Source organism: Pontixanthobacter sp. CEM42, from assembly GCF_017812015.1.
Classification (GTDB): domain Bacteria; phylum Pseudomonadota; class Alphaproteobacteria; order Sphingomonadales; family Sphingomonadaceae; genus Pontixanthobacter.
On the sequence record NZ_JADQTN010000001.1, the window covers coordinates 992,616 to 1,006,408 of the forward strand.

13 protein-coding genes and 1 tRNA gene are annotated in these 13,793 nt (G+C 56.0%); 13 read left to right on the forward strand and 1 reads right to left on the reverse strand.

Annotated elements, in window-relative coordinates; genetic code table 11:
• Nucleotides 1-3 precede the first annotated feature (3 nt).
• The 5 genes from J9777_RS04825 to J9777_RS04845 are packed head-to-tail and all read left to right on the forward strand — an operon-like array spanning nucleotide 4 to nucleotide 5,378.
• Nucleotides 4-414 (forward strand): hypothetical protein, encoded by a 411-nt coding sequence (locus J9777_RS04825; protein WP_209347625.1) that lies wholly within the window; start codon nucleotides 4-6, stop codon nucleotides 412-414.
• 35 nt (nucleotides 415-449) lie between these two features.
• A complete protein-coding gene (gene lpdA / locus J9777_RS04830; RefSeq protein ID WP_209347626.1) occupies nucleotides 450-1,859 on the forward strand; it encodes a dihydrolipoyl dehydrogenase in 1,410 nt (469 codons plus the stop codon).
• Nucleotides 1,860-1,882: 23 nt separating this feature from the next.
• Nucleotides 1,883-3,736, forward strand: a complete 1,854-nt coding sequence (locus J9777_RS04835; RefSeq protein WP_209347627.1) for a cation:proton antiporter — start codon at nucleotides 1,883-1,885, stop codon at nucleotides 3,734-3,736.
• 5 nt (nucleotides 3,737-3,741) lie between these two features.
• Nucleotides 3,742-4,659, forward strand: a complete 918-nt coding sequence (locus J9777_RS04840; RefSeq protein WP_209347628.1) for an aminotransferase class IV — start codon at nucleotides 3,742-3,744, stop codon at nucleotides 4,657-4,659.
• Nucleotides 4,656-5,378 (forward strand): HAD family hydrolase, encoded by a 723-nt coding sequence (locus J9777_RS04845; RefSeq protein ID WP_209347629.1) that lies wholly within the window; start codon nucleotides 4,656-4,658, stop codon nucleotides 5,376-5,378. The genes J9777_RS04840 and J9777_RS04845 overlap by 4 nt, the downstream gene beginning before the upstream one ends.
• 4 nt (nucleotides 5,379-5,382) lie before the next feature.
• Here the strand turns inward: J9777_RS04845 and J9777_RS04850 are convergent.
• Nucleotides 5,383-5,472 (reverse strand) — tRNA-Ser (locus J9777_RS04850).
• Between the two features lie 151 nt (nucleotides 5,473-5,623).
• On the opposite strand from J9777_RS04850, the gene J9777_RS04855 reads away from it, so the two are divergent.
• From J9777_RS04855 to J9777_RS04890, 8 genes are read left to right on the forward strand one after another with little or no spacing between them, the layout of a single operon-like run.
• On the forward strand, nucleotides 5,624-6,643 hold the full coding sequence (locus J9777_RS04855) for a lytic murein transglycosylase (protein WP_209347630.1): 1,020 nt from the start codon (nucleotides 5,624-5,626) through the stop codon (nucleotides 6,641-6,643).
• Nucleotides 6,627-7,826 (forward strand): SPOR domain-containing protein, encoded by a 1,200-nt coding sequence (locus tag J9777_RS04860; RefSeq protein ID WP_245228507.1) that lies wholly within the window; start codon nucleotides 6,627-6,629, stop codon nucleotides 7,824-7,826. The genes J9777_RS04855 and J9777_RS04860 overlap by 17 nt, the downstream gene beginning before the upstream one ends.
• A gap of 29 nt (nucleotides 7,827-7,855) precedes the next feature.
• Complete coding sequence (locus J9777_RS04865) at nucleotides 7,856-9,010, forward strand: D-alanyl-D-alanine carboxypeptidase family protein (RefSeq protein WP_209347631.1); 1,155 nt, start codon at nucleotides 7,856-7,858, stop codon at nucleotides 9,008-9,010.
• Nucleotides 9,007-9,645, forward strand: a complete 639-nt coding sequence (gene tmk, locus J9777_RS04870; RefSeq protein ID WP_209348607.1) for a dTMP kinase — start codon at nucleotides 9,007-9,009, stop codon at nucleotides 9,643-9,645. Before J9777_RS04865 ends, tmk begins: the two co-directional genes overlap by 4 nt.
• Nucleotides 9,642-10,604 (forward strand): DNA polymerase III subunit delta', encoded by a 963-nt coding sequence (locus tag J9777_RS04875; RefSeq protein WP_209347632.1) that lies wholly within the window; start codon nucleotides 9,642-9,644, stop codon nucleotides 10,602-10,604. Before tmk ends, J9777_RS04875 begins: the two co-directional genes overlap by 4 nt.
• Nucleotides 10,597-12,159 carry a methionine--tRNA ligase gene (gene metG, locus J9777_RS04880; RefSeq protein WP_209347633.1) on the forward strand — a complete coding sequence of 521 codons (1,563 nt, stop codon included), beginning with the start codon at nucleotides 10,597-10,599 and terminating at the stop codon, nucleotides 12,157-12,159. Before J9777_RS04875 ends, metG begins: the two co-directional genes overlap by 8 nt.
• Nucleotides 12,159-12,935, forward strand: a complete 777-nt coding sequence (locus J9777_RS04885; protein ID WP_209347634.1) for a TatD family hydrolase — start codon at nucleotides 12,159-12,161, stop codon at nucleotides 12,933-12,935. The genes metG and J9777_RS04885 overlap by 1 nt, the downstream gene beginning before the upstream one ends.
• Nucleotides 12,932-13,699 (forward strand): MBL fold metallo-hydrolase, encoded by a 768-nt coding sequence (locus J9777_RS04890; protein ID WP_209347635.1) that lies wholly within the window; start codon nucleotides 12,932-12,934, stop codon nucleotides 13,697-13,699. Before J9777_RS04885 ends, J9777_RS04890 begins: the two co-directional genes overlap by 4 nt.
• The last annotated feature ends 94 nt before the right edge of the window (nucleotides 13,700-13,793 follow it).

Consider the following 13,793-nt stretch of genomic DNA (forward strand, 5'->3'; position numbering starts at 1 on the left):
AGCATGAACACGCTTGCATTTGTTCTCTCGACTACGCTGATTGCCGCCACGACAACGAGTGATGGTATCGAGGATGAAGGCCGAGTGCCGTACGTAGGCATGGAAGGTCCTGAAACGGACGCCTGCCCAGGGATCGGCCGGATTGCCCGCTTTGCCCCAAAGAAGGGCGATTTCATGCGGGTCTATCTCGATGCGCATGAAGGAGGGAAGCACAAATATGAGCTTCCGTTAGGATCGCTGGTCTGGCTGTGCGAGGCTGACGAGGGCTGGCAAGGGGTGGTCTATCCGTCGGGTGACAAGCAAGAATTGGGCGACTGCCGCGTCAGCAGCAGCGTTTCCAAACCCGAACCCTATAGTGGCCCCTGTCAATATGGCTGGGTCGAAGCAAAATATATCGAGTTAGTAGCGGGTTAAGACCCACAACTCACAGAAACTTTGGTGGAATAATTATGGCTTCCTCTTACGATGTTATCGTCCTTGGTTCCGGCCCTGGTGGCTATGTCGCGGCAATCCGCTGCGCGCAATTGGGGTTGAAGACCGCGATTGTAGAGCGCGAGAATCTTGGCGGAATTTGCCTCAATTGGGGCTGTATTCCAACCAAAGCGCTGCTGCGGTCCGCCGAAATCTTCCACTATATGCAGAATGCGGGCGATTACGGCCTGAAAGCGCAGAGCATCGAGGCTGACCTCGACGCTGTTGTGAAGCGTAGCCGCGGCGTCGCGAAACAGCTTAGCAGCGGTATCGCGCATTTGATGAAGAAGAACAAAATCACCGTCCATATGGGCGAGGGGGCCCTAACCGGTCCAACCTCACTGACGGTGAAGGGCGAGAAAGGTGAGGAGAAACTCACCGCCAAGCATGTCATCGTCGCTACCGGCGCGCGGGCGCGCGATCTCCCATTCGCGCCGGCAGATGGAAAGCGCGTTTGGACATACCGGACCGCGATGACACCACCCGAAATGCCGAAGAAACTTCTGGTCATTGGTTCCGGCGCGATTGGTATCGAATTTGCAAGCTTTTACAATGATATGGGCAGTGATGTTACAGTGGTTGAGATGCTCGATCGGCTGGTTCCTGTAGAGGATGCAGAAGTGTCTGCCTTCCTTGAGAAGTCGCTCAAGAAACAAGGCATGAATATCCTGACCGGCACCGGCCTCGAAGATCTGAAAGTGACGGCAAAAGGTGTGACTGCGAAGATCAAAGGAAAAGACGGCAAGGTCACCACCGATGAGTTCACCCACGCGATCATCGCCATCGGTATCCAGCCCAATACAGAAAATATCGGGCTGGATAAACTGACCGAGATGGATCGCGGATTTATCCAGATCGATCCATTCGGCCGGACCAAGTCAAAGGGCCTTTGGGCGATTGGCGATTGCACGCCTGGCCCGTGGCTCGCGCACAAGGCCAGCCATGAAGGCGTGACCGCCGCCGAAGCAATTGCTCAGGAAATGGGCAACAAAGACGCGCATCCGCATGCGCTGGATCGCAACAACATCCCCGGTTGCACCTATTGCCACCCACAGATAGCCAGCGTCGGCATGACCGAAGCGAAAGCGAAAGAAGCAGGCTACGAGGTCAAAGTCGGCAACTTCCCCTTCATCGGCAACGGCAAGGCGATTGCGCTGGGTGAAGCGGAAGGCTTTATCAAAACCGTATTCGACGCGAAAACCGGCGAATTGCTTGGCGCACATATGATCGGCGCGGAAGTGACCGAACTGATTCAGGGCTATACCGTCGGCAAGCAGCTCGAAACCACCGAGGCTGAGCTGATGCAAACCGTGTTCCCGCATCCAACCCTGAGCGAAATGATGCACGAAAGTGTGCTTGGCGCGTACGGCAAAGCTTTGCACATCTGACTATATAGGGCAGGGATGATGATATGACATCGTTCCTGATCTTGGCCCTTCTGCTCCTCGTCGCGGGGATTATCGCCGTGCCACTCGCAAGCCGGTTCGGCCTTGGTTCGGTTCTCGGATATTTGCTCGCGGGAATGGCAATCAGCCCTTTGCTCGCGCTTCTCGACGTTGATGTGGAAGCGATGCAGATTTTCGCCGAGTTTGGCGTCGTGATGATGCTATTTATCGTGGGCCTTGAGCTTGAGCCCAAACGTCTTTGGGAAATGCGCGGTAAATTGTTGGGCCTTGGAGGTGGGCAAGTCTTGCTCACTACCTTGGCGATTACTGGGATCGGGCTGCTTAATTCCAACCCATGGCAAACCGCGCTGGCAATCGGAATGGTGCTGGCACTATCATCGACCGCGATTATTATCCAATCGCTGACCGAGAAAAAGCTTCTCAAATCAGAAGGTGGGGAGGCGAGCTTCTCCGTCTTGCTAGTGCAGGATGTCGCGGTCATTCCAATCCTTGCGCTGCTTCCGTTGCTAGCAATGCCTGAGCTTTATGACATCAGTGGTTCCCATGGAGGCGAGGGAGGACATGGCGGCTTAGACCTGACCGCAGGCTTGCCTATATGGCTCGCCGCATTGGCCCGGATTGGTGCCGTCGCGGCGGTCGTGGCAATCGGCATTTACGCCATCAGACCGCTGTTCCGGTACATTGCTGCAGCAAATTTGCGCGAACTGTTCACCGCGGCAGCGCTTGCTGTTGTGATCGGCATAGCCGTGTTGATGTCGCTTGTCGGATTGTCGCCAGCGCTTGGCGCTTTCGTGGCAGGTGTTGTTCTCGCTACTAGCGAATACCGCCACGAGCTTGAGAGCGACATAAACCCGTTCAAAGGGCTGCTGCTGGGTCTATTCTTTATTACCGTCGGCGCCGGTATCGACTTCGTCCTTGCATCCGAGATGTGGCGCGATGTCGTGTTCTGGGCGGTCGTAACAATCGTGGCGAAATTCCTCGTTCTGCTAGGCGTCGGCTGGTTCTACGGTTTGAGAAAGCAGGCGCTTTGGCTCTTCTGTCTCAGTCTGCCTCAAGCGGGCGAGTTTGCCTTTGTCTTGATTGCGTTCGCGGTTGCCAATGCTGTGTTCGATACGGCATTGGCTGATTTGCTTCTGTTGATCGTCGCACTGACGATGCTTATCACGCCGCTACTTTTCATCCTGTATGAGAAAGTGATCGCACCGCACTACAGCGGAAATGATCAGCAAGACGCCGACCATATCGATGAGGAAAACCCCGTCATTATCGCCGGTAGCGGCCGCGTTGGCGGTGTCGTCAACCGTATGCTGCAGGCCGCTGGCTTCAGCACGACCGTCATTGACTACAGCTCGCGTCAGTTAGAAATCGGACGCAAGTTCGGCTTTCGCAGCTATTTCGGCGATGCGACGCGGCCAGACCTTCTCCATGCAGCCGGCATCGAAAAAGCGAAGCTGTTGGTCGTTGCTCTCGACGAACGCGAGCAGATCGACACACTGGTAAAATACGCCGTCAAACACTTCCCGGACCTGCACGTCACCGCGCGCGCTGTTGACCGCAATCACGTCTATGAACTGTGGGCCTATGGCTGCCGCGATATCATTCGCGAGACCTATGACAGCACGCTACGCATGGGGCGTTCAGCTTACGAGGCGCTGGGAATGGATCGTCAGCAAGCCGAAGCAGCCAAGGACGCATTCGAAGAAATGGACCGTAGAGCGATGTTTGAAGTCGCGGAGTTGTATGACATGGACGTGCCGTTCGACGAGAACGAACCGCTGATTGCAAAGGTCAAAGAGCTCCGCGCTGAGTGGGATCCGATCCTGCGCGAACAAATGGACGATATTCTGAAAAGAGGCTGACGAAGATGGGTAAGGGGACGCACAGCTACGTTGCCGATGCGCGCAATGACAACGTGATTATCGACGTGAACGGGGAGCATTTCGCGCGGCCTGATGCGAAGGTGTCCGTCTTCGATAGCGGGTTCATGCTGGGTGACGGCGTTTGGGAAGGACTGCGCGTTCACGAAGGGCGTATTGCGTTTCTGAGCCGGCATCTGGAACGACTTTATCGTGGTGCGAAAGCTATCGCGATGGATATCGGTATTTCTCAAGAGCAGATGATTGATCGGCTTTACGGAGTACTTGAAGCCAACGGTATGAATAGTGACGGCGTTCATATCCGTCTGATGGTGACGCGCGGTATTCGCTCGACACCTTACCAGGACCCGCGTGTTGTGATTTCGCCTGCGACCATTGTGATCATCCCTGAATGGAAGGATCCCGTTCCAGAAACCGCCACTAACATGCTGAACTTGTTTACGGTTCATGTTCGGCGTGGCTATCCTGATGTGCAGGATCCGAAGCTCAACAGCCATAGCAAACTCAATTGCATTACCGCCTGCATTCAAGCCACCCAAGCAGGCGCTGACGAAGCATTGATGCTCGATCCGCATGGCTTTGTGGCAACGTGCAATTCGACGCATTTCTTCATCGTCAAGAATGGCGAGGTTTGGACATCCAGCGGTGACTATTGCCTCGACGGCATTACACGCGGGATGGTGATCGAAATCGCCCGCGACGCAGACATTCCGGTGTACGAGCGGAACTTCTCTCTGATTGACGTCTATGGTGCGGACGAGGCGTTCACCACGGGAACCTTCGCGGGGCTTGCGCCGGTTGGCACCGTTGATGGCCGTGAAATCGGCATTGAACGTGGCCCGATGGTGGAGCGTTTGCAGAAGCTCTATCTTGAACGCCTTCACTCCGATGTGAGCGGCGCATGACAACCCGGATCGCGATGTGGTCCGGACCACGTAATATCTCAACTGCTATGATGCGCAGTTTCGGTGCGCGCAGCGATTGCGCGGTCAGCGATGAGCCGTTTTATGGGGCTTTCCTGAAGGACAGCGGTGAACCGCATCCTATGGCGCGTGAAACCATCGATTCGATGGACTGCAACTGGCAATCAGTGCTTGCGACTTTGTCCGGTGCTCCATCTGGCGGCGAACCGATTTGGTATCAAAAGCATATGCCCCACCATATGGTGGGGCCCGTCGGGATCGAAGATATGCTTGACCACCGCCACGTCTTCCTGATCCGCGCGCCGGAACGTGTCGTCGCCAGCTATCAGGCAAAAAACGAGCTGCGCCGCCCAGAAGTGCTCGGTTTCTCCGATATTCGCCGATATGTTGCTTTTGAGACCGAACGAAGCGGGAGCACACCCGCAATTTTCGATGCCGACAGGTTCATGGCTGCCCCTGTGGCGATGTTACAGAAGCTGTGCGCCGCACTCGATATTGAATGGACGGAGCAAATGCTAAGCTGGGAAAAGGGGCCGCATCCGGATGACGGTATCTGGGGCGAGCATTGGTATGAGAAGGTCAACGCCTCGACCGGCTTCGGTCCGTCACCCGGGTCGCTGCCTGAATTGACTGGTGACTATGCCGCAACGGCGGACGCGTGCCGTGATGACTATGAGGCTTTGCTCAAAAACGCATTGTAGAAAGTGGCGGGCAGTAAGGGATTCGAACCCTTGGAGGGCTTGCACCCTCGCTAGTTTTCAAGACTAGTGCATTCGACCACTCTGCCAACTGCCCGACAGCGCATTAGGTGCGGTTTTTTCGCAGGTAAAGAGGCAAATTCCGCGAGACGCATGATCCAGCGATAAAAAGCGCGTTACGAGGACTTTTTCACATCCGCTTATCGATATGCACTTGCGATTAAGGTTAAATGTGACACGACTAGGTCATGAAAATTCGCGTTACACTGCTTGCCGCCGCCGCTCTTGCGATGATGTCGCCTACTGTACCGGCCGCCTCACAAGATCTCTCATTCGATGCATATCTGCAGCTCATGATGGCCAAAGCCCGTGCCGAGGGTGTGACCGAGCGCACGATAACTCGGATGACATCAGGGCTGACACCGAACCAACGGGTTATCCGGCTGGATCGGGGGCAGCCCGGAACACCAACGCGCACAGGCTATCCCGCGCTTGCCCCTTATATTAGCACCCACGTAAACCCAACCCGCATACGCCGAGGAAAAGAGATGCACTCCGCAACGCGCGGTTTACATTCCGGCATCGAGCAACGCTTCGGCGTTCCGTCCGAGATATTGATGGCGATTTGGGGTCACGAAACGAACTACGGCAGCTTTAAAGGCAATTTTGACCTCTCGCGCTCTCTTGCAACGCTAGCTTGGGAAGGGCGCCGCCGTGATCTCTTTGAGAGTGAATGGATCGCGCTTCTGAAAGTCGCCGACAGAGGCTACTCACGATCACAGCTGGTGGGTAGTTGGGCGGGCGCCTTCGGCAATCCGCAATTCCTGCCCAGCGTCTATCTGCGCCTGGCGACCGACGGTGATGGCGATGGCCGCGCGGACATCTTCAATAATCGTGCAGACACGCTCGCCTCGATCGCGCGCTATTTCAACGATTCGGGCTGGAGAACGGGCCAGCCTTGGGGCGTTCGCGCGTCTGTTCCAGCGAATCTCAACCGAACTGCAATCGAAAACAAGATTATCTCGCCAGTCTGTTCGCGCGTTCATGAGCGTCATAGCCAATGGAAAACAGTCGCAGAATGGCGGAAATTGGGTGTTCAGCCGCAGAAATACCTGGCAGATGACGTCATGGCGTCATTCTTCCAACCCGACGGACCAGGAAAACCTGCATGGCTCTTAACCGCAAATTATAGGGTTATCCTCGAATATAACTGCTCGAATTACTACGCAATGAGTGTGGGATTGCTTGCAGATGAGATTGCCAACTGACGTCCGAACCCGTGCCCTGAAGCGCTTTTGCGTCTTGGGCCTGACCGTAATGCTGGCGGCCTGTGGCCGATTTAGTGGAGGTGATCTGCCTCCGTTGGCGACGAATGCAGATCGTCCGGTCGTTGCAGCTGCAACCGGCCCGCAAGACGACTATCCATTGGTTGTTGGTGAGCCATATCAAGTGGACGGTCAGCTCTACACGCCTCTGGACACGATGAATTTCGACGAAGTGGGCTATGCCGTGCTCGATCGCGATGGCGGCAATTCCGTGTCGATCGCGCACAAAACGCTGCCATTGCCGAGCTATGTCGAGGTGACATCGCTGGAAACTGGCAAGACAATTTTGGCAAGAGCCGAGCGTCGCGGACCGATGAGCAACAGCCATGTCGCAGCACTCTCTCCGGGAGCATTGACGCAACTGGGCATCCAAAGCGGCGCTTCAATCCGAGTGCGACGGACCAATCCACCCGAATCAGATCGTGCAAAGCTGCGCATGGGGCAGACTGTCGATTCCCGAATGAATACGCCGAAATCGCTCTTGGCGGTTCTGAAACGGAAATTGCCAGAGACTGGCTCGGCGAATCTGGCCGTTTCCCAACCGAACGCTGCGCCGTCAGTGGTAGCGGCGACTTCGAAAGAATTGCCGGCAGTAGCTAGCGCGCCTACCCGAACAACGCCCGTCTCCCGTGTAGCATCAACCTCGGTTCCGAAAGCAACGGCTGCGTCTTTTGCTCAGGCCTTCACGGAAGAGCGTAAGGCAGTGACAGCATATCCGCTTGCGCCACTATCGCGGACACCGCGCTTCGCTACGTCGGCCGGAACACCAGTAACGGTTCCGCGAGCTGTCGCGCGAACTCCGGTACGCAGCGCACAGGCTATGACACCAAATCGCCCTGTCGTTGCGCCGCTGGAGACGCGCGTAGCACCGAAACGACCAACACCTGTCGTGGCCGCTCGATCTGCACCTGCAACTGACGGGGCATTCGTGGTCCAAGCCGCCGCATTTTCCAGCGAGGCAAACGCCAAACGCGCCGCGAACTCGATCAACGGCTTTATCCAGAAGTCGGGCAGGTTCTATCGCGTCCGCACCGGCCCGTTCACCAACCGTGGACAGGCAGAGGCAGCGCTCGCAAAGGTCCGCGCAGCGGGCTATAGCGATGCGCGAGTGTTTACTGCGGGATAGACTGCCGGCTCCCGCCCGGTGCGGGAGTGATGGTGAAACGGTTTCTAGCCAATGTTGCAGCCTGTGCGGTGCTCGTTTCGACGGCGTCAAGCGCGTGCGAGACCGAAGCTGAAACCATCACATATGATGCGCCCGTCTCACTGCTAGTCGATCTGCAATCGGGACAGACTTTACACGCCGATAACGCCGATCGCCGCTTTATTCCCGCCTCTATCACAAAAGTGATGAGTATCTTTGTCGCGTTTGAAATGCTGGAAGCCGACGATATTCGCAGCGACCAGACGTTTGTGATGAGCGAGAGTGTGGCTGACGATTGGTACCGTACCGGTTCTACTATGTTCCTTGAACCCGGCGAAAAAGTGTCAGTCGACCTGCTCCTACGCGGAATGGCATCAGTGTCGGCGAATGATGCGAGCGCGGTGCTAGCTGAAGGTGCGGCTGGGTCCATCGACAATTGGGTCGAACGGATGAATTCAGCCGCGCGTGATCTTGGCATGGCGCAAAGCCATTTCGGTACTCCCAATGGCTGGCCGGACGAGGGGAAGACATTCACCACAGCCAATGATCTGGCCAAGCTTGCGCGGGCGCTGGTGAGTCGCCACCCTCAGCTCTACGCCCAATATTTCGGCAAAGAGGGCATGCGCCATAATGGTTTCGCCCAAGCCAATCATGATCCGATTTCCGGCGTTGTGCCCGGAGCAGACGGGATCAAAACGGGCTATACAGGTCAAGCGGGCCACGGCTTTCTCGGAAGTGCCGAGCGCGATGGAACGCGACTGATAATGGTTTTGGGTGCGGTCACGACTGAGCAGCAACGTGCGCAAATGGCGCGTGATCTGATCAATTGGGGCTTTGACGGCTTTGATCGGCGAACGTTGTTTGAATCCGGTGCGCAGATAGGCTCGCTGCGCGTGCAAAATGGTGAGCGAAGCAGCATCAAGGTGGAAGTGGCGAACCGGATCAATCTGGCAGTACCAACTGGCACAAACGAGCTTGCGTCAATCACCATTCATTACGAAGGACCGTTGCAGGCCCCGATAGTGGCAGGAGAAACCGTGGCGCATTTGCAGATCGATATTGCCGGATCACCGAGCGCTCGCGTTCCGCTGAGCGCGTCCGAGGATGTTGCCGAAGCAGGCACATTCCAAAGGATCGCCAATGCATTTGAGAGTTGGTTCGGATAATGGTTGGTAAGTTTATCGCATTTGAAGGCGGGGAGGGGACGGGCAAGTCCACACAAGCCCGCCTGCTGGTAGAGTATCTGCAAAGCCAGCATATCGCCGCCGCACTCACCCGCGAGCCGGGTGGAACCGAGGGTGCCGAGGCTATTCGCGGTCTTTTGCTTGATCCACCGGGCGATGGCTGGGGAGCACGCGCAGAGGCCTTGCTGTTTGCCGCCGCACGGTCAGACCATGTCGAGAAGCTGATCAAACCGCGTATCGCACGGGATGAATGGGTGATCTGTGATCGTTACCTAGACTCGAGCAGAGCATACCAAGGCGGGGCAGGGGGCGTAGGTGACGATGCTGTTCTCTCGCTGCACGAAGTAGGCAGCAGCGGTTTACGGCCTGACCTGACGATATTAATCAACGTCCCGCCAGAAACGGTCGCAGAACGCCTTGCGGAGCGCGACGGCGACACCAGCGACGCAATTGGCGGGCGTAGCGCCGAATATCACGCTGCTGTCGGTACGACATTCCTTGATTTGGCCAAGGGCGAACCGGAACGATTCCGCGTGATTGACGGTGATGGCACCACCGCCGACGTACACGAGCGAGTGTTGTCCGTTCTTGAGCCGCTTTTGGGCAAGCAAGCATGACAATGCTTGGCCACGAAATACCTTGGCGGCAATGGCGCGACGCTTTGGTCGGCGACCGGATGCACCATGCGTGGATGCTCGCAGGAAAGCGTGGGCTGGGAAAAATGCACTTCGCTATGGCCGCGGCGCGCGAGTTAGTTGCGGAGGAAGGCGTTCCGCAACCTGATGGACAACATCCTGATATCATTGTCCTCGAGCGTCTTCCCAAAGATGACAAAGAAGACAAAAAGCGCGCCGACGGCAAGCCATACGAAACAAAGCGCAATATCGCGGTCAGCCAGATTCGCGCAATGCAGCAGCGTCTGAATACCCGGCCAACGTTGGGCTCGCGTCGTGCGATCATCATCGATCCATCCGATGATTTGGAGAAGGGGGCATCCAATGCTCTTCTCAAAAGCCTCGAAGAACCGCCAATTGGCACATTCTTCCTGTTGGTTACTCATCAACCCGCGCGCTTGCTGCCTACTATCCGTTCACGCTGTCGGATTGTGCGTTTTCCAACGATTGCAGATGAAGATATGGCTAGGTTGCTTTCCGCACAGGCACCGGACACGGAACCAGCCACCCAACAGGCTGCAATTGTCGCAGCCAATGGCTCGCCCGGTGCAGCATTGGATTTTGTCGAGCGTGATCTCGGCCCGTTGTTCAAACTGATGCAGGATATTATCACGAACGGCGATCCCGATTTCATGCTGCGAGGGCGACTTGCGGATACTATCGGTGCACGGCCCAATCGCGAGCGTATTCAGGCGACGCTGGACCTCGCACGCTCGGTTGTTTCGGGTGCCGTCGATCAGGCTTCGTCGGCAGACTATCCCGCAATCGTCGAGGCTCATGCCGAACTGGTCACACTGACCAGCCAAGCGCCAACCTACAATTTTGACGCGGGCTTACTCGTCGCCGAAATTGGCACCTTGCTTGCCTCTGCCGCGCCGAATAGGGAGCGAGCCAATGTCTGAACCCTATTATATCACCACCGCCATTTCCTATCCGAATGGACGCCCGCACATCGGCCACGCCTATGAGGCGATTGCCGCTGACGTCATCGCGCGGTTCCAGCGCGCGCAAGGCCGCGATGTGCGTTTCCAGACCGGAACCGACGAGCATGGGTTGAAAATGGCGCGCAAAGCGGAGGAGCAGGGTAAGACCGCACGCGAGTTGGCCGACGAAATGTCCGGCTATTTCCAAGAGATGTGCGAGACGTTGAATGTCAGTCATGACCGTTTCATTCGCACTGTCGAGGATGATCACCACACCGCTAGCCAGGCAATCTGGAAAGCGATGGAGGCCAAAGGCGATCTGTACTTGGACCGCTATGAAGGCTGGTACTCGGTCCGCGATGAGGCCTATTACGACGAGAAAGAGTTGATTGAAGGCGAGGGCAATGAGAGGCTTTCGCCGCAAGGCACGCCTGTTGAATGGACGGTCGAAGAAAGCTGGTTCTTCCGTCTTTCCAAATATCAGGACGCGTTGCTGAAACTGTTCGAAGAAACGCCCGAGTTTCTGCAGCCCGACAGCCGCCGCAACGAAATGATCGCATTTGTCGAAGGTGGACTGCGTGATCTATCCATTTCGCGCACCAGCTTCGATTGGGGCGTAAAAGTACCCGGTGCTGATGGGCATGTCATGTATGTTTGGGTCGATGCGCTGACCAACTATCTGACTGGCCTTGGCTATCCTGATACGCACGGCGATATGGGCAAGTTCTGGCCGGCCGATCTGCATTTGATCGGCAAGGATATTGTCCGGTTCCACACGATCTATTGGCCTGCATTCCTGATGAGCGCGGATTTGCCGCTGCCTAAGCATGTATTCGGGCACGGTTTTCTTCTCAATCGCGGCGTGAAAGAGTCCAAAACGCTTGGCAATGTGACCGATCCGATTGCGCTGGCCGAGCAATTTGGGGTCGATAATCTACGCTATTTCCTGATGCGTGAAGTCGCCTTCGGTCAGGACGGCAGCTACTCGCCTGAAGCCATCGTCACACGCTGCAATGCAGAACTCGCAAACAGCTTTGGTAATCTGGCACAGCGAACTTTGTCCATGATTTTCAAGAATATGGATGGCTCTCTTTCAATTGATTTTGCCTCGTCCACCGCCGATGCCGAGCTCGAAAATCTTGTGAACGCTGCGTGCGCGGATTTACAGATCAAGTTTGCGGACCTCGCGTTCAGCGATGGCCTGGATGCATGGATGAAAGGCGTTTTTGCCTGCAATCAGTACGTCGACGATCAAGCGCCGTGGACATTGCGGAAAACTGATCCCGAGCGGATGAAGGCTGTGTTGCTGACACTGTTCAAGCAAGTTCGCACGCTGGCCATTGCGGTGCGTCCGGTCGTACCTGTCGCCAGCGATAAACTGCTCGATCAATTGGGCATTCCCGCCAACGAGCGCGACTATGCCAATCTGACCGATACGGACTGGTTCGATCGCCGTGTGGCGACTGGCGTGCCATTGAAAAAGCCTGAAGGGGTGTTCCCTCGCCTTGATATGCCAGCAGCGGAGGCCGCCTAGTGTTGATCGATAGTCATTGCCACCTCGAATATGACGGTTTGATCGAGGAACAGGGCGAAGTGCTCAAGCGCGCTCGCAGCGCTGGTGTGCAGGGATTTCTCAATATCTCGACTAAGCAAAGCGAATGGGACCAAGTTGTTGGCACCGCAGCGCGTGAAAAAGACGTTTGGGCCAGCGTTGGTATCCACCCGCATCATGCAGATGATCACGCCGAGCTGGATATTGATGCGTTGCGAACAGCTGTGACGCATCCGCGCGTCATTGCGATCGGTGAAACTGGTCTCGACTATTATTACGATAAGTCGGACCGGAAAATTCAGCAGGATCTTTTCCGCCTGCATATCACGGTCGCGCGCGAGACGGGTCTGCCCGTGATTATCCATACACGCGACGCCGAGGATGATACCGCCGCGATCCTGGAAGACGAGTTGGGGAGGGGGGCCTTCCCGGCCCTGATCCACTGCTTCACGGCGTCATCCGAGTTTGGCCGCAAGGTGCTCGATCTTGGTCTGACAATCTCGCTATCGGGTATTGTGACTTTCAAGAATGCCAAGGAACTGCAGGAAATCGCAGCAGAATTGCCTGAAGGCCGGATATTGGTCGAAACGGACAGTCCATTCCTTGCGCCGGTTCCGCATCGCGGAAAGACCTGCGAGCCGGCATTCGTCCGTAACACAGCAGAATTCGTGTCAGAGCTTCGCGGCGTCACTGTTGAAGAGCTCGCGGCAACCACGACGTCAAACTTCTTCAAGCTATTTTCCAAGGCTGCAGCATGAAAGTCATTATGCTGGGTTCCGGAACATCAACCGGTGTTCCGCGGATCGGCGATGATTGGGGCGATTGTGACCCGAACGAGCCAAAGAACCGGCGTACCCGCGTCTCCATCCTCGTAGAGAATGATTCTGGAAGTCGTTTAGTTATCGATACTTCCACCGATATGCGGCAGCAGTTTCTAGCCAATAGAATCGACCGCATCGATGGCGTTTTTTGGACTCACGACCATGCAGATCACTGCCACGGGATCGATGATCTACGCGTGCTCCGATACGGCCGAAAAGACGCAATACCCGGTTATGGTTCGCCCGAGACCGTCCGGCGATTACGCCAGCGGTTTGACTATGTTTTCGCTGGCCAGCACGGCTATCCAACCATTGTGAAGCTAGACACGCTAGACCGGATGCGGATGTGCGCCGGCTTTGGCGTCGAATGGTGCCAGATGCCGCATGGTCCCACGGAATCCACAGCGTTCCGTTTCGACGCTGACGGCAAAAGCATATGCTATGCCACTGATTTTAGCGCTATTACTGACGAGATGGTCGATTTGCTGGATGGAACCGACATTCTGGTAACGGATTGCCTCAGGCGCGATCCGCATCCTACTCACGCAAATCTTGCGATGGCAATTGAGCTTGGAAGACGTACCAACGCCGGAACGACCGTACTGAGCCATCTGGACAAGTCGATGGATTATGCGAGCTTGGTTGCTGAAGTGCCGGAGAATGTGATTGTGGGCTACGATGGGCTCGAGATTGTCGCTTGAGGGCACTCACGATTAGCCAGAGTGCATGATCTATATTTAACATAATATATATTATCATTCTGACTTGATCGACGAACGATACTCACCGATCGAG

Bases quoted from the DNA above. Each gene is read 5' to 3' on its own strand.
- J9777_RS04860 (WP_245228507.1), top strand. From the start codon at position 6,627: ATGAGATTGCCAACTGACGTCCGAACCCGTGCCCTGAAGCGCTTTTGC.
- J9777_RS04865 (WP_209347631.1), top strand. From the start codon at position 7,856: ATGGTGAAACGGTTTCTAGCCAATGTTGCAGCCTGTGCGGTGCTCGTT.
- J9777_RS04855 (WP_209347630.1), top strand. From the start codon at position 5,624: ATGAAAATTCGCGTTACACTGCTTGCCGCCGCCGCTCTTGCGATGATG.
- J9777_RS04835 (WP_209347627.1), top strand. From the start codon at position 1,883: ATGACATCGTTCCTGATCTTGGCCCTTCTGCTCCTCGTCGCGGGGATT.
- metG (WP_209347633.1), top strand. From the start codon at position 10,597: ATGTCTGAACCCTATTATATCACCACCGCCATTTCCTATCCGAATGGA.
- J9777_RS04840 (WP_209347628.1), top strand. From the start codon at position 3,742: ATGGGTAAGGGGACGCACAGCTACGTTGCCGATGCGCGCAATGACAAC.
- J9777_RS04890 (WP_209347635.1), top strand. From the start codon at position 12,932: ATGAAAGTCATTATGCTGGGTTCCGGAACATCAACCGGTGTTCCGCGG.
- J9777_RS04825 (WP_209347625.1), top strand. From the start codon at position 4: ATGAACACGCTTGCATTTGTTCTCTCGACTACGCTGATTGCCGCCACG.
- lpdA (WP_209347626.1), top strand. From the start codon at position 450: ATGGCTTCCTCTTACGATGTTATCGTCCTTGGTTCCGGCCCTGGTGGC.
- J9777_RS04845 (WP_209347629.1), top strand. From the start codon at position 4,656: ATGACAACCCGGATCGCGATGTGGTCCGGACCACGTAATATCTCAACT.
- J9777_RS04875 (WP_209347632.1), top strand. From the start codon at position 9,642: ATGACAATGCTTGGCCACGAAATACCTTGGCGGCAATGGCGCGACGCT.